A 21,312-nucleotide genomic window follows, 5' to 3' on the forward strand; every position below is an offset into this window, starting at 1 on the left:
TCAGCGCACGAAGCGGGCGATTGCCTGGGTGGCCTCGGTGATCTTGAGCTCGGCCTCATCGCCCCCGGCGCGCGCCGCGTCGAGCACGCAGTGGCGCAGGTGATCGTCGAGCAGGCCCACCGCGACCGCCTCGAGGGCCGAGGTCAGCGCGCTGATCTGGGTGAGGATGTCGATGCAGTACTTCTCGTCTTCGACCATCTTGTGGATGCCGCGGGCCTGACCCTCGATGCGCTTGAGGCGATTGAGGTACTTGTCCTTGTCGGTGATGTAGCCGTGGTGCGCGTGCGTGGCGGTGTCGGTCATCGTGACTCCTCTGCAGAGCGGAAGCGGCGCAGCCGCAGGCTGTTGCCCACGACGAAGACGCTCGAGAACGCCATCGCGGCGCCCGCGATCATCGGGTTGAGAAGGCCCAGGGCGGCGAGCGGAATCGCCGCGACGTTGTAGGCGAAGGCCCAGAACAGGTTGACCCGGATCGTACCGAGGGTCGCCCGCGACAGCCGCACGGCGTCGGCGGCGGCGCGCAGGTCGCCGCGCACCAGGGTGATGTCGGAGGCCTGGATGGCGGCATCCGTTCCCGTGCCCATCGCGATGCCGAGATCGGCCTGCGCGAGGGCGGCGGCGTCGTTGACTCCGTCGCCGACCATCGCGACGGTGCGCCCCTCGCCCTGCAGGCGCTGGATCTCGGCGAGCTTGTCGGCCGGCAGCACGCCCGCGATCACCCGCTCGATCCCCACCGTGTGTGCCACCTGGCGGGCGACGGCCTCGTGGTCGCCGGTGAGGAGCACGGGCTCCAGACCCAGGTCGCGCAGCCGCGCGACGGCCTCCGCGCTGGTGGGCTTGACGGCGTCGGCGACCGTGAGCACTCCGCGCACCTCGCCGTCGACGGCGACGAACACGGCGGTGCGGCCGGCGGCCGCCGCGGCCTCGGCGGCTTCGCTCAGCGCGGTCGACGGATGCTGCGCCCACTCGGCCAGCAGCCGCTCGGTGCCGACGAGCACCGCGTGGCCCTCGACGGTGCCCGACACTCCGAGGCCCGGCAGGTTCTGGAACTGGTCGACCGGGGGGAGTGCTGCACCCTCCGCCCCGCCGCCGCGCGCGGCGCGGGCGATGGCCTGGGCGATCGGATGCTCGGAGGCGTCTTCGACGGCTCCGGCCAGGCGCAGCAGGTCGGCGGCGGAGGCCCCCGCATCCGTCACGACGTCGACGAGCTCCATGCGGCCGGTGGTCACGGTGCCGGTCTTGTCGAGCACGACGGTGTCGACGCGGCGGGTCGATTCGAGCACTTCGGGGCCCGTGATGAGGATGCCCAGCTGCGCGCCGCGGCCGGTGCCCACCAGCAGCGCGGTCGGGGTCGCGAGGCCCAGGGCGCAGGGGCACGCGATGATCAGCACCGCGACGGCCGCGGTGAAGGCCATCGCGACGTCGGCGCCCGAGACGAGCCAGCCGAGCAGGGTGAGCAGCGCGATCGCGAGCACGATCGGCACGAACACCGCCGAGATGCGGTCGGCGAGGCGCTGCACGGGAGCCTTGCCCGACTGCGCGTCTTCGACCATGCGCGCCATCTGCGCGAGCTGGGTGTCTGCGCCCACGCGGGTCGCGCGCACGACGAGGCGGCCGCCGGCGTTGACGGTCGCACCGACCACGCCGTCGCCGGGGGAGACCTCGACCGGCACCGACTCGCCCGTGATCATCGACGCGTCCACGGCCGACGAGCCCTCGGCCACGATGCCGTCGGTCGCGATCTTCTCGCCCGGTCGCACGACGAAGAGGTCGCCGACCTCGAGGGCGCCGATCGGCACGCGCTCCTCGGTGGTCTGCGTCAGCGGCAGCGATCCGGGGGTCGAGACGGTGCGGGTGCGCAGCACGGCGACCTCTTTCGCACCGAGCTCGAGCAGCGATCGCAGCGCCGCGCCTGCGCGGCGCTTGGAGCGCAGCTCGAAGTAGCGCCCCGCGAGCACGAACGTCGTCACGCCCGCCGCGACCTCGAAGTACACGTTGCCCAGGCCGTCGCCGGGCTGCACGGTCCACTCGAAGCCGTGCGTCATGCCGATCATGCCGGCGTGCCCGAAGAAGAGGGCCACGAGCGACCACAGATAGGCGGCCGAGACGCCGATCGAGATGAGCGTGTCCATCGTGGCGGCGCCGTGGCGCAGGTTGATCCACGTGGCGTGGTGGAACGGCCACGCCGCCCACAGCACCACCGGCGTCGCCAGCGCGAGCGAGACCCACTGCCACGCCGGGAACTGCCACGCGGGCACCATCGCCAGCACGATGACGGGCACGCTGAGCGCGATCGAGGCGATCAGCCGCGTGCGCATCGTGCGCAGCTCATCGCGGTGCGCGGCGGGCTCCGGCTCGGGCAGCTGGGCGGTGTAGCCGGTCTTCTCGACCTCGGCGATCAGCATCCGCGCGTCGACACCGGCGGGGGCGGTGACGAGAGCCTTCTCGGTGGCGTAGTTGACGGATGCGGTGACCCCGTCGATCTTGTTGAGCCTGCGCTCGATGCGGGCCGCGCACGAGGCGCACGTCATCCCGCCGATCTCGAGATCGATGCGGGTGTCGGCGGACATCAGACCCGGGCGGCGTCGTAGCCGGCCTCGTCGACCGCTGCGATCACCGCGGTGTCGTCGAGGGCGCCGGTCGAGGTCACGACGAGCCGGCCGGTCTGTGCGCTGACGTCGATGCCGTCGACGCCGGCGAGCTTGCCGACCTCGGTGCGCACGGCCTGCTCGCAGTGTCCGCAGCTCATTCCGGTCACCTGGAACTCGGTCACGGTCATGGGAATCCTCCTCGGATGGGTGTCTGCGGTACAACAAGGATACCCCTCAGGGGTATTCCCGCGGCGAGGGGCGGAAAACCGTGCGAAGCGGCAGCATCCGACCGTTATCGAAGTGAGATGTGCTTGTTTCACATCGTTAACGAATGGCAACATGCGCGAGACCCGGTCGCAGATAGGTTGAGACAACTGAGGCGGCGCCCGAGCCGTTTCCGTGTCCACCCATAGCAAGGAGCAACATGAGCGTTCTCACCCGCTCGCGCACCGCGAAGGTCCTCGGCGGCATCGCCCTGGTCGGCGCAAGCGCACTCGTCCTGGCCGGTTGTTCCGGCAGCAGCGAGCCCGAGGGCACGACGGCCGCCGAAGGCAGCGGCTTCGAGTTCCCGATCAACTGCGACGAGGCCGAGCCCGCGTCGTACACGCCGACCTACGAGTCGACCTCGACGGGCCCCGCCGAAGACCTCACCTACAAGATCGGCACGGCGCTGCCCGTCACCGGCAACCTCGCCTTCCTCGGCCCGCCCGAGATCGCGGGCACCGAGTACGCGGCTTCGGTCGTCAACGAGGCGGACAAGGGCGTCAACATCGACCTGATCCAGGGCGACTCGGGCGACACCGACAACAAGGCCTACGAGACCGAGATCCCGCGTCTGCTGGGTGAGGGCGCGACCGCCATCATCGGCGCCGCCTCCTCGGGCACCTCGCTGCAGTTCATCGACCAGGTCATCGCCGCCGACGCGATCCAGTTCTCGCCGGCCAACACCTCGGCCGCCTTCACGGGCTACGAGGACAACGGCCTGTACTGGCGCACCGCCCCCTCGGACGTGCTCCAGGGCGAGGTGCTCGGCAACCTGATCGGCGCCGACGGCAACGAGACGCTCGGCATGATCATCCTCAACGACTCGTACGGTACGGGCCTGGCCTGCTTCACCAAGAAGGCCTTCGAGGCTGCCGGTGGAGAGGTCGTCGCGGCGTCGCTCTACAACACGGGTGACACGAACTTCTCGGCTCAGGTCGAGGACGTTCTCGCGGCCAGCCCCGACGCGATCGCGCTGATCACGTTCGAAGAGGTCAAGACGATCATCCCCGAGCTCGTGGGTGCGGACTTCCCCGCCGAGAAGATGTACTTCGTCGACGGCAACCTCGCCAACTTCGGTGACGAGTTCGACGCCGGCACGCTCGCCGGCGCCAAGGGAACCTACCCGGCTGTCGACCCGGCGACCATCGCGGACTTCCGCGATGACCTGCAGGCGTTCGTCAAGAGCGAGGGCGACGCGGAGCTCGAGGACTTCACCTACGCTCCGGAGTCGTTCGACGCCGTGATCCTGCTCGCGCTGGCGGCCCTCGAGGCCGGCTCCTCGGCAGGTCCCGACGTCGCTGCGCACCTGCAGCAGGTCTCGGGCGGCACGGGTGACGGCACCAAGTGCACCACCTACGCCGAGTGCGCCGACATCATCATCGGAGGCGGCGTCGCCGACTACGACGGTGTCTCTGGCCCGATCACGTTCAACGAGGTCGGCGACCCGACCGAGGCGTCGATCGGTGTCTTCCAGTACGGGGACGACAACAACTACTCGTTCCTCAACGTCGGCTGATACCTGACACACAGCACAGGGGCCCCGGTCTTCGGACCGGGGCCCCTTCCTGTTGTGCCCTGCTTTCCTCCATGTGGCACACCTGATGGGGTCGGGGTGGCTCGAGGTCTTCATGTGTGCCACGTGGATGCCGGGGCGTGAAGCCCGGCGGGCCTCACTGCTTTCCATGTGGCACACCTGATGGGGTCGGGGTGGCTCGAGGTCTTCATGTGTGCCACGTGGATGCGGGGGCGTGAAGCCCGGTGGGCCTCACTGCTTTCCATGTGGCACACCTGGCGGGTTCGGGGTGGCCCGAGGCCTTCATGTGTGCCACGTGGATGCGGGGCGTGAAGCCCGGTGCGCGCCACGTGGCACACATGGCGATGTCGGGCGACGCTGAGGTCGTGAGGTGTGCCACCTGGATCACATGGATGCGGGGGCTTGCGCTGCGGAGTGCTTCGGGCGACCGGCGCGCGGGGTGAGGTCAGCCGGCGCGACGCCAACCACGGCGCGCCAGGGCCTCTGCGACGCGTGTGATTCCCGGCCTGCCGCGGCCCCGGATGTGCCCACCCGTGAGGCGCAGCACCTCCCAGCCTTCCGCGGTGAAGGCCGCATGCTTCTCGATGTCGCGCTGCCACTGCTCCCGGCTCACGCGATGCTGGTCGCCTTCGACCTCGACCAGTACGCGCCACTGGTGGTACGCAGCATCCGCGATTCCGAGCAGGGCGCCCGCCGCGTTGCGGATCTCGACGTCGAGGTCGGGTTCGGGCATGCCCGCAGCACAGGAGTGGATGCGGTACTCCGTCTCGAGAACAGACATGCTGCCGACGCGGACGTGGTCGATCGCGGTGAGCAGCCGGCCGGTTCCTGGGCGGACTCCCAACGAGATGGCCTCCCGCAGCTGCGCGATCGTCGTGATCTGCCGCGCCGGCTCGGGTCGACCCCGCTCGCCACGTGGGATGCGCACGAGCTCGTCGCCGAGGCGGATGAGATCGAGCACGTCGCAGTCGCTGCCGAGCGCTGCCCAGGCCGCGGCTGCATCGAGCACCGGAAGCGACTGCGCACTCGTGACACGGGCGAAGGGCTCGAGAAGCTTTCGGCCCCGCACGCCGCGAGCGCGCGGGGCGCGGCGGGGATCGACGACCCCCACCTCGAGGTCGGCGCCGTGACCGAGCGCGGTGGCTCCGTGGATGACGACCGCCGTACGTCCGATGAAGAACGCATGATGCGCCATCACCAGCCTGTAGGTGTGCGCGTCGCGCAGAACTCTCTCGCGCAGCGCCCGGTCGTGGGCGCCGGGCGCATCTTCGGAAGGAGACTCCTCCTTCTTCACGCGGCGCACGCCGTGGAAGGGCTGCTCCAGATCCTTCGCTGCGAGCCGAGAACCCGTGACGCCGAGTGCGCGGGCGGCGGCGGAGGTGAACTCACCGCCCAGCGCAGCGGGGAGGGGGATCGGTGGAACCGGCATCTCCACACGATGCCGCGCTCGCGGGTCGCTCGGCGCCGCGCAAGCGGATCGGGGGACAGTTCGCGGTCGACCCGAGTCAGGGGAGGAGTCTCCCGCGGTCGTGACCTGCCGACTCGGGCAGGGGCAGCATCCGTTCTCTTCCGCCAGGTGTGCCACATGGCGGGCTCGACCTACCCTGAGGTCCTCATGTGTGCCACATGGTCGAGTAGGCGGGAGGGCGCTCTCGCGCCAGGTGTGCCACATGGCGGGCTCGACCTACCCTGAGGTCCTCATGTGTGCCACGTGGTCGAGCAGGGCGGGAGGGCGCTCTCGCGCCAGGTGTGCCACATGGCGGGCTCGACCTACCCTGAGGTCCTCATGTGTGCCACATGGACAGAAAGACCAGGTAAGCAGAAGACAGAAAGACCAGAAGAAGGGAAGCCCCGGGGCAGCAACGACGAAGGGGCGGATGCCGCAGCATCCGCCCCCGAAAACCGCCGGCGTCAGGCGCCCAGGGTGCCCAGGTACAAGCCGATGACCTTGGGGTCGTTCAGCAGCTCGCGACCGGTGCCGGTGTAGGCGTCGCGGCCCTGGTCGAGCACGTATCCGCGGTCGCAGATCTGCAGGCAGCGGCGCGCGTTCTGCTCGACCATGATCGTGGTCACGCCCGCCTTGTTGATCTCCGAGACGCGCAGGAACGCCTCGTCCTGCCGCGAGGGCGACAGGCCCGCAGAGGGCTCGTCGAGCAGCAGCACGTGCGGGTCCATCATGAGCGCGCGGCCCATCGCGACCATCTGCCGCTCGCCGCCCGACAGCGACCCCGCCCGCTGCTGCAGGCGCTTGCCGAGATCGGGGAAGATCGACGTCACGAACTCGACGCGCTCGTTGAAGACCTTAGGCCGCTGGTAGGCGCCCATCTGCAGGTTCTCGGCGATCGTCAGCGAGGGGAACACGTTGTTGGTCTGCGGCACGAAGCCGACGCCCTTGCCGACGAGCCGGTTGGCGCGCAGGCCCGTGATCTCTTCGCCGTTGAGCAGCACCGAGCCCGAGCGCACCTTGACCTGGCCGAAGATCGCCTTGAGCATCGTCGACTTGCCGGCGCCGTTGGGGCCGATGATGCCGATGAGCTCGCCCTTGGCGGCGGTGAGGTTCGCGCCGTTGAGGATGTTCACCCCCGGCAGGTACCCCGCCACGACGTTGTCGAGCACGACGACGTTCTCGGCGGAGGCGGATGCTGCAGCCGCAGGCTGCGTCACGGTGTCGCTCACTTGGTCTCCTCCTCGCCGGAAGCAGCGCCCTCGCCGGAGTCGGCACGCGCCTCCTCGGCCTCGACGGCCGCGTTCAGCTCCTGCGCCGTCTCGACGAGCTCGGCCGCCTCGGCGGTCAGCTCGCCCTCGTAGCGGCCGGTCACGACGCCGAGGTCGACGTCCTGGTGCGCGCCGAGGTACGCGTCGATCACGGCCTGCTCGCGCATCACCGAGTCGGGCGGGCCCTCGGCCACGACCTTGCCCTCGGCCATCACGACGACCCAGTCGGCGATGTGGCGCACCATGTGCATGTCGTGCTCGACGAACACGACCGTCATGCCGAGGTCCTTGAGGTCGAGGATGTGGTCGAGCAGCGACTGCGTCAGGGCCGGGTTGACGCCGGCCATCGGCTCGTCGAGCATCACGAGGGTCGGGTCGCTCATCAGCGCGCGCGCCATCTCGAGGAGCTTGCGCTGACCGCCAGACAGCGACGCGGCGAAGTCCTGCTCCTTGGCGTCGAGCTTGAAGCGGGCGAGCAGATCGCGCGCCTTGTCTTCGATCTCGCGCTCCTGCTTGTTCCACGTGAACGGCAGGATGCTGCTCCAGATGCTCTCGCCGGTCTGCTTGGGCGCGCCGAGCTTCATGTTCTCGAGCACCGTGAGAAGGCCCAGCGACTTGGTCAGCTGAAACGTGCGCACCTGGCCCATGCGGGCCGTCTTGTAGGCGGGGATGCCCGACAGGTTCGTGCCGTCGAACGACCACGACCCCGTGTTGGGCTTGTCGAAGCCGGTGAGCAGGTTGAACAGCGTCGTCTTGCCGGCGCCGTTGGGTCCGATGAGCGCCGTGATGGCGCCCCGCGGGATCTCGAGGTGCTCGACGTCGACGGCCGTCAGGCCGCCGAAGACGCGCTTCACATCGTCGATGACGATGATCGGGTCGACCTTCTCGACACCGGGGCGGATCTCGCCCTTGTGCAGACCGGTCGCCTTCGGACGGGGGGTCGGGGGCACGACGTCAGCGGACAAAGGTCAGCTCCTTCTTGCTACCGAGGATGCCCTGCGGGCGGAAGATCACCAGCAGCATCAGCGCGACGCCCACCAGCACGAACACGAGCATCTGGCTCTGCTCCACCGTGAGGAAGGGCAGCCAGCCGGCGTTGACCATGGCCGGCAGCAGGTTCGAGAGGAACGCGCGCACCATCCAGAACAGCACGGCGCCCAGCACCGGGCCGAAGATGGTCGCCGCGCCGCCGAGCAGCAGGGCCGTCCACACATAGAACGTCTGCGACGTGACGTAGACGTTCGGGTTGACGTTGGTGCCCATCGCGGTGACGATGCCGCCCATCGCGATGATCACGCCGCCGACGATGAGGGCCTGCATCTTGAACGAGAACACGTTCTTGCCGAGCGAGCGGACCGCATCCTCGTCTTCGCGGATGCCGCGGATCACGCGGCCCCACGGGCTGCGCATGAGCAGCCACACGACGAGCATGACGATCGCGATCGTGATCGTGCCGACGATGATGACCCACCACTGGTCGGACTGGTAGGTCCACGGTCCGAAGCCCCACTTGCCCGGGGGCAGCGGGTTGCTCGCCCGGAAGCCGGCCTGGAAGCCCGAGAGGCCGTCGGCCGAGCCGGTGATCTCACGGCCCTTCGAGGTGAGGAAGATCAGTCGCAGCACCTCGGCGGCGGCGATCGTGACGATCGCCAGGTAGTCGCCGCGGAGGCGCAGCGTCGGGATGCCGAGGATGAGGGCGAACGCGACCGCGGCCACCAAGCCCACGAGAGCTGCCACCGGCCAGGCAAGGCCGAAGGTGAGGATCGAGATCGCGAAGCCGTAGGCGCCGATGGCCATGAAGCCGGCGACGCCCATGTTGAGCAGGCCCGCGAAGCCGAAGTGCACCGACAGGCCGATCGCGGCCAGGACGTAGCCCAGGGTCGCCGGGGCGAGGATCTGGGCGAGGGTGTTGTTGAGAATCTGCAGCCAGTTCATGTCTCGCCTATCCGATGCGCTCTCGGCGTCCGAGGATGCCCTGCGGACGGAACAGGAGGATGACGATCAGCACGACCAGCGCGCCGACGTACTTGAGGTCGGAGGGGATCCACAGGGTCGAGACCTCGACCAGAAGACCCACGATGATCGAGCCGACGAGGGCTCCGAACGCCGTTCCGAGCCCGCCGAGGGTGACCGCGGCGAAGATGAGCAGCAGGATGCTGGTGCCCATGTCCCACTTGATGCCGGGGCGGAAGTAGGCCCAGAGCACACCGGACAGACCCGCCAGGGCCGCCGCGACGATCCACACGACCCGCACGACCGCGTCGACGTCGATGCCGCTCGCCGCTGCCAGCGACGGGTTGTCGCTGACGGCGCGGGTGGCGCGGCCGATGCGGGTGCGCATGAGCCACCAGGCGAAGATGAGGATCACGAGGATCGAGACGCCCATGCTCACCACGTCGGTGATCGTGAGGCGGATCGGTCCGAGGCCGGGGATCACGGTCGAGACCGCCCCAGGCAGCTGCTCCGTGCCGCCGCCGATGAACATCTGGTAGAGGTAGCGCAGCGCCAGCGACAGGCCGATCGAGACGATCATGAGCTGGACCGTGCCGAGCCCCTTGCGTCTCAGCGGCCGCCAGAGGCCGGCATCCATTCCCCACCCGAACAGGGCCGAGACCACCACCGCCAAGACGATCGCGATCCAGATGTTCAGGTGCAGGGTCGTCGAGAACAGCAGCGCGGCCAGGGCGCCGAAGGTCACCATCTCGCCGTGCGCGAAGTTCGACAGGCCCGTCGTGCCGAACACGAGCGAGAGGCCGATGGCGGCGAGGGCCAGCATGAGGCCGAAGTTCAGGCCGTTGACCGCTCGTGAGACGAACTGGTCCCAGAAGCTCGCGGTCTGCCGTTCTGCCGCCGCGAGGGTGAAGTTGCGCGTGACGGTGCTCGTCGCGCCGAACTCCACCTCCTGCGTGAACTCGAAGCCCTCGGGGGCGGTCACCCCTGCCGGCAGGCTCGACTGCACGAGCTCGACGGTCCAGGTGCCCTCCTTGGTGGGCACGGGAACCCGCCAGCTGCCGTTCTCGGCGGTGGTCGCCTGGCCGGTGTAGTCGTCGCCGGTGACGACGATGGTCGCCCCCGCGATCGGCTCGCCGGCCGACTTCACATTGCCGGCGATGGCGTAGGGAAAGTCTTCTGGGTCCTCGCTGGCCGCGGATGCCGGAGCGGCGAAGCCGAACAGCAGCGCGAGGGCGAACAGCCCGGCGATCACGGACGCGAACGCACGCGAGGGAACTCTGTCAGCGAGCGATGGTCGGGTGATCGCCACTGGCACCTCCTTAGTGGGTGGTCGGCGCCGCGGAACCCGGAGGTGGCCTCGGCGACACCTGACCGTACCCAGCGATTGTTGCCTGTGTGTTTCCTGACCGCAACCGACGCGCGCACGCAGCGGTCACCGGAATGAAACCGTGATCTGGCGACTTAGAATCGATACGCGCGAAACGATGCAGGAGAACACATGGAGAACAGCGACCCGTTCGGCTTCGTCGGACTCACCTACGACGACGTGCTGCTTCTGCCAGGGCACACCGACGTCATCCCGAGCGAGGCCGATACGTCGTCGCGGGTGACGCGACGCATCACGGTCGCCACTCCGCTGCTGTCTGCGGCGATGGACACGGTGACCGAGGCCCGCCTCGCGATCGCCATCGCCCGAGAGGGAGGCCTCGGCATCCTTCATCGCAATGTCTCGATCGAAGACCAGGCTGCCATGGTCGACCAGGTCAAGCGCAGCGAGTCTGGGATGATCACCGACCCGATCACGACGACGCCCGACACCTCGATCGCCGAGGTCGACGCGCTGTGCGCGCAGTACCGCATCTCGGGGCTGCCGGTCGTCGACGACGACGGCAGGCTCGTGGGCATCGTCACCAACCGCGACATGCGCTTCGTCTCGGGCTTCGAGCGCCAGAGCACCAAGGTGCGCGACGTCATGACCAGCGAGGGCCTCATCACCGGCCCCGTCGGCATCGGCGCGAACGACGTCATCGCGACCTTCGCCAAGCACCGCGTCGAGAAGTTGCCGCTGGTCGACCCCGAGGGGAAGCTCGCGGGGCTCATCACCATCAAGGACTTCGACAAGAGCGAGAAGTACCCGCTCGCGACCAAGGACGAGCAGGGGCGCCTGCGCGTGGGCGCGGCGATCGGCTTCTTCGGCGACGCGTGGCAGCGCGCGGAGGCGCTGCGCGACGCGGGCGTCGACGTGCTCGTGGTCGACACGGCCAACGGCCAGTCGGCGGGCGTCATCGACATGGTGCGCCGCATCAAGGCCGACAGCTCGTTCGACCACATCGACGTCATCGGCGGCAACGTCGCCACCCGCGAGGGCGCGCAGGCGCTCGTGGATGCCGGGGCGGATGCTGTCAAGGTGGGCGTCGGACCGGGCTCCATCTGCACCACGCGCATCGTCGCCGGTGTCGGCGTGCCCCAGGTGACCGCCGTCTACGAGGCGTCGCTCGCGGCCCGCGAGGCCGGCGTGCCGATCATCGCCGACGGCGGCCTGCAGTACTCGGGCGACATCGCCAAGGCCCTCGTCGCGGGAGCCGACACCGTCATGCTCGGCTCGCTCCTGGCCGGCACCGACGAGTCGCCGGGCGAGATCGTGTTCCAGGGCGGCAAGCAGTTCAAGCTCTACCGCGGCATGGGGTCGCTGGGGGCGCTGCAGACCCGCGGCAAGAAGACGTCATATTCGAAGGACCGGTATTTTCAGGCCGATGTGCCCAGCGACGACAAGCTGATCCCCGAGGGCATCGAGGGGCAGGTCGCCTATCGAGGACCCGTCTCTGCCGTCGCGTACCAGCTCATCGGGGGCCTGAGGCAGTCGATGTTCTACGTCGGCGCCCGCACGATCGACGAGCTCAAGGCCAAGGGCCGGTTCGTGCGCATCACGGCGGCAGGACTCAAGGAGTCGCACCCGCACGACGTGCAGATCGTGGTCGAGGCTCCGAACTACAAGCGCTGAGACGGTTCGTTTCGTCTCGCTGCGCTCGCTCAACGCCCGGTGGGTGGCGGGCCAGTTCCGGGCGCCCCGCGAGGAGCGCAGCGACGAGACGAAACGGGGTGCTGTGCCGTTCCGGGCGCCCCGCGAGGAGCGCAGCGACGAGACGAAAAGGGGTGCTGTGCCGTTCCGGGCGTTGAGCGAGGAGCGCAGCGACGAGACGAAACGGGGTCAGGGCAGCCGGAACGCCGGAGCGGCCTGCGCCGTCGGATCCAGCGCGAGATCGGCCAGCACCGCACCGACCCCCGGCGCGAACTTGAACCCCTGACCCGAGAACCCCGCCCCCACCACGACCCGCCCGACCCGGTCGAGCACGAAGGCCTCGGTCGGGGTGGTCGTGTAGGTGCAGCTGATCGGCACGGCGGTGGCGGCATCCAATCCGGGGAACCACTCCCGCACATACTCGGCGAGTTCGGCCTGCCGCACCGGGGTGAAGCGGCGGGCGTCGGGGTCGACCTCGTCGCCGACGCAGTGGAAGCCCACCTTGACCCCCTCGCCGGGCGTCGGCATGCCATAGACGTTCGCCGGCCACGTGCCGGGCTCGACGAAGTGGTTGAACGACGGCCACGGCAGCGCCGGGTCGCGCGGGGCGAAATGCGCGGGGCTCTCTTCGGTGACCCGCAGCGGAGGCAGGCGGATGCCGCCCAGCACCCCCTCCGACCACGCACCCACCGTCACGACCACGACGTCTGCCCGCAGCGCCCCCGCCGGCGTGTGCAGGGTGACGCCGTCGGCGTCCTGCTCGACGGCGGTGACGGGGGAGTCCCACCGCACCTCGCCGCCGGCCGCGACCACCCGGCGCTCGAGCTCCCGCAGCGCCGCGGCCGCCCGTGCGACACCCGCGTCGGGCGAGTACAGCACCGTGTCGTCGAACCGCATGCCGGGCCAGCGCCGCTGCGCCTCGGCGGCGTCGAGCAGCTCGGCCGGGATGCCTCGGTCGCCGAGCGCCTCCGCGATGTCGGCGAGCCCGATGCCGACGCTGCCGAGGGCGGCGCCCGAGCCGTGCGAGACGAGGCCGTGCAGCCGCAGCAGCGGCTCGCCGTCGACCTCGCCGAGGGCGTCCCAGCCCTCGCGGGCGCGGGCGAGCAGGTCGAGGTAGTGCGCGTCGGCGTAGGCGTTGTTGAAGTTGCGGGTCTCGCCGTGCGAGGCGCCGCGGGTGTGGCCTCGGGCGAAGCGCTCCAGCACGATGGGCCGCTCGCCGCGGCGGGTGAGCGCCCAGGCCGTCGACATCCCCATGATCCCGCCCCCCACCACGACGATGCGCCTCGACGTCCGCGTCGGCGATCCAGGTGGCACACCTGGGGCCCTCCGTCGGGGTCGAGGCCGCGATGTGTGCCACATGGTGGGGCTCCTCTCGGCCGGGGTGACAGCATCCATTCTGGCGCCCCGCAGATGCCGGCGGTGCGGCGCCGATTCGGCGCTCAGGGCACCGCGAGTAGGCTGGGACGGTGAGCATGGAGATCGAGCTCGGTCGCGCCAAGCGCGCCCGCCGGGCCTACGCCTTCGACGACATCGCGGTCGTGCCCTCGCGGCGCACGCGCAACCCCGAGGACGTCTCGACGGGGTGGTCGATCGACGCGTTCGGGTTCGACATCCCGGTGCTGGGCGCCCCCATGGACTCGGTCATGAGCCCGCAGACCGCGATCATGCTCGGCCAGCTCGGCGGCCTCGGCGTGCTCGACCTCGAGGGCCTGTGGACGCGCTACGACGACCCCGAGCCGCTGCTGGCCGAGATCGCGTCGCTGGCGGATGCCGACGCCACCCGCCGCATGCAGGAGCTCTACGCCGAGCCCATCAAGCCCGAGCTGGTGCGCGACCGGCTCGCCGAGATCCGCGCGGCGGGCGTCACCGTCGCCGGCGCCCTCACGCCGCAGCGCACTCAGGAGCTCTACGAGACCGTCGTGGCCGCGGGCGTCGACCTCTTCGTCATCCGCGGCACGACCGTGTCGGCCGAGCACGTCTCGAGCGTCGAGCAGCCGCTGAACCTCAAGAAGTTCATCTACGACCTCGACGTGCCCGTCATCGTCGGCGGCGCCTCCACCTACACCGCCGCGCTCCACCTCATGCGCACGGGGGCGGCGGGCGTGCTCGTCGGCTTCGGCGGGGGAGCGGCCTCGACGACGCGCGCGACCCTCGGCATCCACGCTCCGATGGCCACGGCCGTCGCCGACGTCGCCGGCGCCCGTCGCGACTACCTCGACGAGTCGGGCGGCCGCTACGTGCACGTCATCGCCGACGGCGGCGTGGGAACGTCGGGCGACATCGTCAAGGCGCTCGCGATGGGTGCGGATGCTGTCATGCTCGGCGTCGCGCTGGCACGGGCCACCGACGCGCCGGGCCGCGGCTACCACTGGGGTCCGGAGGCGCACCACGCCAAGCTCCCCCGCGGCAACCGCGTGAAGGTCGACCAGGTCACGACGCTGGAGGCCGTGCTCTACGGCCCCGCGCCGATCGCCGACGGCACCGCGAACCTCATCGGGGCCCTGCGCAAGTCGATGGCCACCACCGGATACTCCGACCTCAAGGAGTTCCAGCGCGTCGAGGTCGTCGTCGCCCCCTACAGCGGCGGATGACCCAACCCGCAGTGCCCCCCGCAGACCTCGACCCCGAGGTCTTTCCGCCGACCCTGCGCGAAGTCATGCTGCGGCCGTGGTGGATCGCGATGCTCGGGGTCTGCCTCGTCGTCGCCGGCATCTTCGCGTGGCTCGGGCAGTGGCAGCTCTCGAGCGCCATCGACACCGACCCGCTGCCGCCGGGCACCACCGAGAGCGTCGAGCCGCTCGCCGACGTGCTCGCGCCGGGTGAGTACCTCGCCGAGCCGCTCGTGGGCCAGCGCGTCGAGGTCAGCGGCACGTGGGTCGAAGGCGACTTCATCGTGATCTCCTCGCGGTACAACGACGGCGTCGAGGGGTATTGGGTCACGGGGCAGCTGCGGGTCGACCCCGACACCGACACCGGCGCCGAAGGCCCCACGTCGGTCGCCGTCGCGATCGGGTGGGCGGCCACCGAGGCCGACGCCCAGGCCGCGGTGGATGCGTTGAATGCGCAGGCCACCGCATCCGCCGTCACGATCACGGGACGCATCATCTCGGACGAGGGTGTCGCGGTGCCGCGCGCCGACGAAGACCCGCTGAGTCTCACCCGCATGTCGCCCGCAGCCCTGCTATCGCGCTGGCACGACGTCGAGGGGCTCAACGTCTACCGCCCCTACCTCGCGTCGCAGACCGCCGACGGCGGCCTCATCGACATCGCCTCGCCCGCGCCCGATGAGGGGTCGGGCATCAACTGGCTCAACATCTTCTATGCGATCGAGTGGGCGATCTTCGCGGGTCTCGCGTTCTACATCTGGTACCGCCTGGCCAAAGACGCGTGGGAGCGCGAGCTCGAAGAGCTCGAAGAGGCATCCGCGCCGGGCGGGAGCGCCGCCGCGGGCCTTTAGACTGGAGGCATGCCCGCCCCCAAACTCGCCACGTTTCCGGCGATCCGCGGAGCGCTGAAGTTCTACCAGATCTGCTCGATCATCACGGGCGTCGGCCTGCTGCTGCTGTGCCTGGAGATGGTGCTGAAGTACACGCCGCTCGCGGTCGAGGTCTTCTTGGGCGGCTCCGGCGGATTCCTCTGGCTCGCTCCCGTCGTCGAGGGCCCCGACGGGCTCGTCTCGACCGGCGACGGCATCAACCTGTCGCTGGGCATCCTCATCGTGCACGGCTGGTTCTATGTCGTGTACCTCTTCGCCTGCTTCCGGCTGTGGTCGATGATGCGCTGGCCGTTCTGGCGCTTCCTGCTGCTGGCCTCCGGCGGCATCGTGCCCTTCGCATCCTTCTTCCTCGAGGCCCGAACCGCGCGCGACGTGCGGCGCTACCTCGACGAGCGCGAGGCGGCCGAGCTGCACTCGCGCGCCGAGCACTCGTCACTCACCCAACAGATCCCGACGGAGAACACCCGGTGACCGAACAGACCGAGACCTCCCAGCGCCCCGTGCTGGTCGTCGACTTCGGCGCGCAGTACGCGCAGCTGATCGCCCGACGCGTGCGCGAGGCGGGCGTGTACAGCGAGATCGTGCCGCACACCGCGACCGCCGCCGAGATCGCCGCGAAGGGCCCCGTCGCCCTCGTGCTGTCTGGGGGCCCCTCGTCGGTGTACGAAGAGGGCGCGCCCCGGCTCGACCCCGCCGTCTTCGACCTGGGCGTGCCGACCCTGGGCATCTGCTACGGCTTCCAGGTGATGGCCCAGACCCTCGGCGGCGAGGTCGCCAACACGGGCCTGCGCGAGTACGGAGCGACGGATGCTGCCCTCACCGGCGACGGCGGAGTGCTGCTGGGCGGTCAGCCGGCCGAGCAGAACGTCTGGATGAGCCACGGCGACCAGGTCTCCAAGGCCCCCGAGGGCTTCGAGGTGCTCGCCTCGACCGGCGCGACCAAGGTCGCGGCCTTCGGCAACTACGAGAAGTGCTTCTACGGCGTGCAGTGGCACCCCGAGGTCAAGCACTCCGACTACGGCCAGAAGGTGCTCGAGAACTTCCTGCACAAGGCCGCAGGTCTTGCCAACGACTGGAACAGCGGCAACGTCATCGCCGAGCAGGTCGCCCGCATCCGCGAGCAGGTCGGCACCGGCCGCGTGCTCTCGGCGCTGTCGGGCGGCGTCGACTCCGCCGTCTCGACGGCGCTCGTGCACGAAGCCGTCGGCGACCAGCTCGTCGCGGTGTTCATCGACCACGGGCTGCTCCGCAAGGGCGAGCGCGAGCAGGTCGAGCAGGACTACGTGGCCTCGACCGGCGTCCGGCTCATCACCGTCGACGCCCGAGAGACGTTCCTCTCGGCGCTCGCCGGTGTTTCCGACCCCGAGCAGAAGCGCAAGATCATCGGACGTGAGTTCATCCGCGCGTTCGAGAAGGTGCAGGCCGACCTCATCGCCGAAGCGGCGGCCGAGGGCGACCCCATCCGCTTCCTCGTGCAGGGAACTCTCTACCCCGACGTCGTCGAGTCGGGCGGCGGAACCGGCACCGCCAACATCAAGAGCCACCACAACGTCGGCGGCCTGCCGGAAGACCTGCAGTTCGAGCTCGTCGAGCCGCTGCGCACCCTCTTCAAAGACGAGGTGCGCGCGATCGGCCGCGAGCTCGGACTTCCGGCCGAGATCGTCGGCCGCCAGCCCTTTCCGGGGCCCGGCCTCGGCATCCGGATCGTGGGTGAGGTCACCGCTGACCGCCTCGAGATCCTGCGTGAGGCCGACGCCATCGCTCGGTTCGAGCTGACTCAGGCGGGCCTGGACGGCGAGATCTGGCAGTGCCCCGTGGTGCTCCTGGCCGACGTGCGCTCGGTGGGCGTGCAGGGCGACGGCCGCACCTACGGCCACCCGATCGTGCTGCGCCCGGTGTCGTCGGAAGACGCGATGACCGCCGACTGGACGCGCCTGCCCTACGACGTGCTCTCGAAGATCTCGAACCGCATCACCAACGAGGTGCGCGAGGTCAACCGGGTCGTGCTCGACGTCACGTCGAAGCCCCCGGGGACCATCGAGTGGGAATGAGACCGCTGTGCGCGAGACCGCGATCGCGTGCCGAGACCGGGGCCGCTGATCGCGGTCTCGGCCGGTGTGCGCGGTCTCGCGGTTGACGGGCGCGGTCTCGGTCAGCATCCGCGGTCTCGTCGTGCAGATGCAGTCTCGCGAATGAACCGGTGCGGGCGGCGAGCCCGCGGTGGTACTAATAGCGGTGTGGGGGAGCGGTTCGTCAAGCCGACGGCGATGGATGCTGCATTCAACAAGGCCGTCGGATGGTTCACGCGTATGGGCATGCCCATGGCGGGCAGCCGTGTGCTCGCCGTGCGCGGGCGCTCGAGCGGGCAGTGGCGCACGACCCCGGTCAACCCGCTCCGCGTGGCCGGATCGCGCTACCTCGTGGGGCCTCGGGGGCACGCGCAGTGGACCAAGAACCTGCGCGCCTCGGGCGAGGGCGAGCTGCGCGTCGGCCGCCGCGTCGAGCGGTTCACCGCGGTCGAGGTGCCCGATCATGAGAAGCCGCCGATCCTGCGTGCCTACCTCAAGGCGTGGGCCTGGGAGGTCGACCGGTTCTTCGAGCACCTCGACGCCGATGCGACCGACGCGGAGCTGCTGATCGTCGCCCCCGGCGTGCCCGTGTTCCGCATCGACCCGGCCTGAGGGCGTCGGCCTGCGGCTGCAGTCCGCAGCACCCGTTCGGCGGGGCGGCCTGCAGCATCCGTTCGGCGGCGGCATGCAGCATCCGTTCAGTCGTCGTAAATGGCGGCCTCGCGGCCCCACCCGGTCGCCATATGTGACGACTGAACGGATGGTGCGAACGTTCAGTCGTCGTAAATGGTGGCCTGCCGATCGCTGCGGCCGCCATACGTGACGACCGAGCGGATGCAGCCGGACTACCCGTTCCCAGTCGTCGTATATGGCGAGTTCTGAGTGCTTCCCGGTCGCCATATGTGACGACTGAGCGGATGCTGCGAACGTTCAGTCGTCGTAAATGGTGGCCTGCCGATCGCCGCGGCCGCCATACGTGGCGACTGAGCGGATGCAGCCCACCTCCGGTCACCCTTTAGTGCGACCGCGTCGGCGCTCCGGTCACACTATGTGGCGACCGCGGTCGCGCGGGGCAGGATGGGGGCATGGCGCAGTTCCCCGACGCGGAGTACCTGATCCTCTCGAGCCGGCTCATCCCCGGGCTCGACGGCGGCTACACGATCGCGACGCTCGCCCGCGCGCGGCAGCTCGCGGCGGCGGGCGTGGCCGGAGGCCGCGGGCCGCTGCTGCTGACTGTCGACCCCGGCGACCCCGACGCGCACGCCGAGCACCGGCGCGCCTTCGTGGAGCGGGGGGATGCGGCATCCGCCGAGCTGTTCCGCAACCTGTTCGATGAGGCGCTCGCCGACCGCGGCGGCGCCGCCGACTGGCTGATCGCGGCGGCGCACCCCGGCGATCTCGACCCCGCGCTGACCTACCGCCGCGTGCCGACCGGCGGTGGCGCGGTCGCGCTGCCGGTGATCGTCGGCGACCCCGACTGGCACATCTCGACCGCGCCGGTGGGCGTGCTCGACGCCCGCGGCGGAGTCGCCGGCGTCGTCGACGGGTTCGGCGCGCTGTACCGCGCGTGGCTCGACCACGTCGTGGCGGAGCTGCGCGCCGACGACCCCGCCCGGCCCGTGGTCGTGATCTGCGAATCGCGTCAGCTCGGCGAGCTGCTGGCCGGGTGGGACGACGCCGATGCGCGGCTCGTGCATGCCATCCACACGATCCACCTCGAGCCGCCGTACGCGCCGGATGCGCCGGTCAACGCGCTGTGGTCGCGCTGGTTCGACCTGGCCGAGCGCTTCGACGCCGTGCTGTGGCCGACGGCGCAGCAGCGCGACGAGGCCGCCGCGCGCTTCGGGCACGAGGGCGTGCACCTGGTCGTGCCGCACGCCGTGCCGGCCCTCGACGCCGTGGTGCCGGCCGATCGCCGCGACGCCGGCCGGGTCGTCATGCTCAACCGGCTCGCGCCCGGCAAGCGCATCGATCACGCGATCCGCGCGTTCGCCGAGGTCACCCGGCGCGTGCCAGACGCGACGCTCGACATCTACGGCGATGGCGCGCTCCGTGGGCAGCTGCAGCAGCTGATCGACGAGTCGGGGCTGACGGCATCCGTCGTGCTGCGCGGGGTCACCGATCAGCCCGGACGCGTGCTCGACGAGGCCGCGGTGCTGCTGTCGACCTCGGCCTACGAGGGCCAGGGGCTCTCGATCGCCGAGGCGCTCGTGCACGGCACGCCGGTCGTCAGCTACGACATCCGCTACGGCCCGCGCGATGCACTCGCCGACGGCGGAGGGATGCTGGTGCCCGACGGCGATGAGGCAGCCCTGGTCGAGGCGCTCGTGCGCGTGCTGCTCGACGACGGGGTGCGCACGGCGCTGGCCGCCGAGGCCGTGGTCGCGGCGCGCGCGCTCGACCCCGAGCACGTGATGGCCGCCCTGGCCTCGGCCGTCGCGGATGTGCTCGCGCGCCCCGCCCGCCGCTGACCCTCCACCCCCAGCATCCGCCCACCCCCTCCCCGCAACTTGGCACCTGTGGTCGCCTGAGGCCGGCCGGAAGCGGCAACAGCTGCCAACTCGCGGGAGGGGAGGGACGGCGAAGGGGCCGCTCGGATGAGCGGCCCCTTCGGTTACAGCAGGATCAGCTGTTACAGCAGGATCAGTTGTTCCCGCGGACGATCGCGATGATGCGCAGGATCTCGACGTAGAGCCAGACGACCGTGACCATGATGCCGAAGGCGCCCATCCACGCGAACTGGCGGGGAGCGCCGTTGCGCACGCCCTGCTGGATCGAGTCGAAGTCGAGCACGAGCGAGTAGGCGCCCATGATCACGACGAGCACGCCGATGATCAGGCCCAGCGGGATGCCGGCGATCTGCACCGTCGAGAGCATGCCGAACGCGCCACCGGCCAGCGGCACGTTGAAGAGCATGAGGCCCACGTTGATCAGCGAGAAGACCAGGTAGCCGATCATCGCGATCATGAAGACCTTGGTGGCCTTCTTCGACGCGCGCACCTTGCCGCTGGCGAACAGGGCCAGGGTGACGCCGACGACCGAGAGGGTCGCGAGCGTGGCCTGCAGCACGATGCCGGGCCAGATGAACTCGAAGAACGCCGAGATGCCGCCGACGAACAGGCCCTCGAAGGCCGCGTAGGCGAAGATCGCGCCAGGGCGGATCTTCTTGCGCGAGCCGAAGATCACGACCATCGACAGCACGAAGCCGCCGATCGCGCCGATGAGCCACGGCATCATCGTGGGCGAGGGGTTGGCGGCGGTGACGGGGGCCATCGTCCAGATCCAGCCGGCGACGGCGGTCACCAGCAGGATCGCGAACAGGCCGACCGTCTTGAAGACGGTGTCTTCGACCGTCATGCGGCCCGTGTCGACCGAGCCGGCCGCGGGGGCGGCGTACGCGCCCTCGAGGCGAGCCTGGGCGGCCGCATCGACGCCCTGGTGCGCGGTCGTCGAATACTGCGTAGCAGACCCGATGCCGGCGGCGTTCGCGCCACCGGGGTAGGACTGTACGGCCCGCTGGTCTTGGAAGGCCGGATTGTTGAATGCGGGGTTGGACGATGCCATGGCTTCGAACACACTCCAAAGAGGTTGAGAGGTCACAGCGCGGTGCTGTGAATCCACACTAACGGCACCCCGCCGCGCGCGGCAGTGTTCCGGCTGTGAGAGGCCTC

The 21,312-nt window shown here is 70.1% G+C and carries 18 protein-coding genes; 8 read left to right on the top strand and 10 right to left on the bottom strand.

Going from position 1 to position 21,312, the window contains the following annotated elements; translation table 11 throughout:
* The 3 genes from OAW74_RS01355 to OAW74_RS01365 are packed head-to-tail and all read right to left on the bottom strand — an operon-like array spanning position 1 to position 2,779.
* Complete coding sequence (locus OAW74_RS01355) at positions 1-303, bottom strand: metal-sensitive transcriptional regulator (RefSeq protein WP_262872533.1); 303 nt, start codon at positions 301-303, stop codon at positions 1-3.
* A complete protein-coding gene (locus OAW74_RS01360; RefSeq protein ID WP_262872534.1) occupies positions 300-2,570 on the bottom strand; it encodes a heavy metal translocating P-type ATPase in 2,271 nt (756 codons plus the stop codon). The genes OAW74_RS01355 and OAW74_RS01360 overlap by 4 nt, the downstream gene beginning before the upstream one ends.
* Complete coding sequence (locus OAW74_RS01365; RefSeq protein WP_262872535.1) at positions 2,570-2,779, bottom strand: heavy-metal-associated domain-containing protein; 210 nt, start codon at positions 2,777-2,779, stop codon at positions 2,570-2,572. Before OAW74_RS01365 ends, OAW74_RS01360 begins: the two co-directional genes overlap by 1 nt.
* Before the next feature lie 236 nt (positions 2,780-3,015).
* On the opposite strand from OAW74_RS01365, the gene OAW74_RS01370 reads away from it, so the two are divergent.
* Positions 3,016-4,371, top strand: a complete 1,356-nt coding sequence (locus tag OAW74_RS01370; RefSeq protein ID WP_262872536.1) for an ABC transporter substrate-binding protein — start codon at positions 3,016-3,018, stop codon at positions 4,369-4,371.
* A 463-nt stretch (positions 4,372-4,834) separates the two neighbouring features.
* Here the strand turns inward: OAW74_RS01370 and OAW74_RS01375 are convergent, their stop codons facing one another.
* The 5 genes from OAW74_RS01375 to OAW74_RS01395 form a co-directional block, all read right to left on the bottom strand.
* Complete coding sequence (locus OAW74_RS01375; protein ID WP_262872537.1) at positions 4,835-5,818, bottom strand: hypothetical protein; 984 nt, start codon at positions 5,816-5,818, stop codon at positions 4,835-4,837.
* Between the two features lie 482 nt (positions 5,819-6,300).
* Positions 6,301-7,065: an ABC transporter ATP-binding protein gene (locus OAW74_RS01380; RefSeq protein ID WP_262872538.1), complete on the bottom strand. Its 765-nt coding sequence runs from the start codon at positions 7,063-7,065 to the stop codon at positions 6,301-6,303.
* Positions 7,062-8,054 carry an ABC transporter ATP-binding protein gene (locus OAW74_RS01385; RefSeq protein WP_378733100.1) on the bottom strand — a complete coding sequence of 331 codons (993 nt, stop codon included), beginning with the start codon at positions 8,052-8,054 and terminating at the stop codon, positions 7,062-7,064. Before OAW74_RS01385 ends, OAW74_RS01380 begins: the two co-directional genes overlap by 4 nt.
* A 4-nt stretch (positions 8,055-8,058) precedes the next feature.
* The gene (locus tag OAW74_RS01390; RefSeq protein ID WP_262872540.1) at positions 8,059-9,039 is read right to left on the bottom strand and encodes a branched-chain amino acid ABC transporter permease; all 981 of its coding nucleotides are present in this window, start codon (positions 9,037-9,039) and stop codon (positions 8,059-8,061) included.
* 7 nt (positions 9,040-9,046) lie between these two features.
* A complete protein-coding gene (locus OAW74_RS01395; protein WP_262872541.1) occupies positions 9,047-10,366 on the bottom strand; it encodes a branched-chain amino acid ABC transporter permease in 1,320 nt (439 codons plus the stop codon).
* Between the two features lie 189 nt (positions 10,367-10,555).
* Here OAW74_RS01395 and guaB point away from each other — a divergent pair, with 189 nt between their 5' ends.
* Complete coding sequence (gene guaB / locus OAW74_RS01400) at positions 10,556-12,058, top strand: IMP dehydrogenase (protein WP_262872542.1); 1,503 nt, start codon at positions 10,556-10,558, stop codon at positions 12,056-12,058.
* A 207-nt stretch (positions 12,059-12,265) separates the two neighbouring features.
* On the opposite strand, the gene OAW74_RS01405 is transcribed toward guaB, so the two are convergent.
* Positions 12,266-13,390: an FAD-dependent oxidoreductase gene (locus OAW74_RS01405; protein ID WP_262872543.1), complete on the bottom strand. Its 1,125-nt coding sequence runs from the start codon at positions 13,388-13,390 to the stop codon at positions 12,266-12,268.
* A 158-nt stretch (positions 13,391-13,548) separates the two neighbouring features.
* Between OAW74_RS01405 and OAW74_RS01410 the strand changes: the two genes are divergently transcribed.
* The 6 genes from OAW74_RS01410 to OAW74_RS01435 all read left to right on the top strand — a co-directional run bounded on the left by OAW74_RS01410 (position 13,549) and on the right by OAW74_RS01435 (position 20,112).
* Entirely contained in the window at positions 13,549-14,667 is a 1,119-nt protein-coding gene (locus tag OAW74_RS01410) for a GuaB3 family IMP dehydrogenase-related protein (protein WP_262873898.1), read from the top strand.
* Positions 14,664-15,533, top strand: a complete 870-nt coding sequence (locus OAW74_RS01415) for an SURF1 family protein (RefSeq protein WP_378733106.1) — start codon at positions 14,664-14,666, stop codon at positions 15,531-15,533. The genes OAW74_RS01410 and OAW74_RS01415 overlap by 4 nt, the downstream gene beginning before the upstream one ends.
* Positions 15,534-15,542: 9 nt before the next feature.
* Positions 15,543-16,043, top strand: a complete 501-nt coding sequence (locus tag OAW74_RS01420) for a DUF3817 domain-containing protein (RefSeq protein ID WP_262872544.1) — start codon at positions 15,543-15,545, stop codon at positions 16,041-16,043.
* Complete coding sequence (gene guaA / locus OAW74_RS01425) at positions 16,040-17,623, top strand: glutamine-hydrolyzing GMP synthase (protein ID WP_262872545.1); 1,584 nt, start codon at positions 16,040-16,042, stop codon at positions 17,621-17,623. The genes OAW74_RS01420 and guaA overlap by 4 nt, the downstream gene beginning before the upstream one ends.
* Before the next feature lie 186 nt (positions 17,624-17,809).
* Positions 17,810-18,253, top strand: a complete 444-nt coding sequence (locus OAW74_RS01430; protein ID WP_262872546.1) for a nitroreductase family deazaflavin-dependent oxidoreductase — start codon at positions 17,810-17,812, stop codon at positions 18,251-18,253.
* Between the two features lie 473 nt (positions 18,254-18,726).
* Complete coding sequence (locus OAW74_RS01435; protein ID WP_262872547.1) at positions 18,727-20,112, top strand: glycosyltransferase; 1,386 nt, start codon at positions 18,727-18,729, stop codon at positions 20,110-20,112.
* Positions 20,113-20,284: 172 nt separating this feature from the next.
* Here OAW74_RS01435 and OAW74_RS01440 read toward each other — a convergent pair whose 3' ends face one another.
* A complete protein-coding gene (locus OAW74_RS01440) occupies positions 20,285-21,205 on the bottom strand; it encodes a Bax inhibitor-1/YccA family protein (protein WP_262872548.1) in 921 nt (306 codons plus the stop codon).
* Positions 21,206-21,312: the final 107 nt, after the last annotated feature.

This window comes from Microbacterium fluvii (assembly GCF_025515205.1).
In the GTDB taxonomy this organism is placed as follows: Bacteria; Actinomycetota; Actinomycetes; order Actinomycetales; family Microbacteriaceae; genus Microbacterium; species Microbacterium fluvii.

Coding starts and splice junctions, on each gene's coding strand:
- OAW74_RS01355 (WP_262872533.1), bottom strand. CDS start 303: ATGACCGACACCGCCACGCACGCGCACCACGGCTACATCACCGACAAG.
- OAW74_RS01360 (WP_262872534.1), bottom strand. CDS start 2,570: ATGTCCGCCGACACCCGCATCGATCTCGAGATCGGCGGGATGACGTGC.
- OAW74_RS01365 (WP_262872535.1), bottom strand. CDS start 2,779: ATGACCGTGACCGAGTTCCAGGTGACCGGAATGAGCTGCGGACACTGC.
- OAW74_RS01370 (WP_262872536.1), top strand. CDS start 3,016: ATGAGCGTTCTCACCCGCTCGCGCACCGCGAAGGTCCTCGGCGGCATC.
- OAW74_RS01375 (WP_262872537.1), bottom strand. CDS start 5,818: ATGCCGGTTCCACCGATCCCCCTCCCCGCTGCGCTGGGCGGTGAGTTC.
- OAW74_RS01390 (WP_262872540.1), bottom strand. CDS start 9,039: ATGAACTGGCTGCAGATTCTCAACAACACCCTCGCCCAGATCCTCGCC.
- guaB (WP_262872542.1), top strand. CDS start 10,556: ATGGAGAACAGCGACCCGTTCGGCTTCGTCGGACTCACCTACGACGAC.
- OAW74_RS01410 (WP_262873898.1), top strand. CDS start 13,549: ATGGAGATCGAGCTCGGTCGCGCCAAGCGCGCCCGCCGGGCCTACGCC.
- OAW74_RS01415 (WP_378733106.1), top strand. CDS start 14,664: ATGACCCAACCCGCAGTGCCCCCCGCAGACCTCGACCCCGAGGTCTTT.
- OAW74_RS01420 (WP_262872544.1), top strand. CDS start 15,543: ATGCCCGCCCCCAAACTCGCCACGTTTCCGGCGATCCGCGGAGCGCTG.
- OAW74_RS01435 (WP_262872547.1), top strand. CDS start 18,727: ATGGCGCAGTTCCCCGACGCGGAGTACCTGATCCTCTCGAGCCGGCTC.
- OAW74_RS01440 (WP_262872548.1), bottom strand. CDS start 21,205: ATGGCATCGTCCAACCCCGCATTCAACAATCCGGCCTTCCAAGACCAG.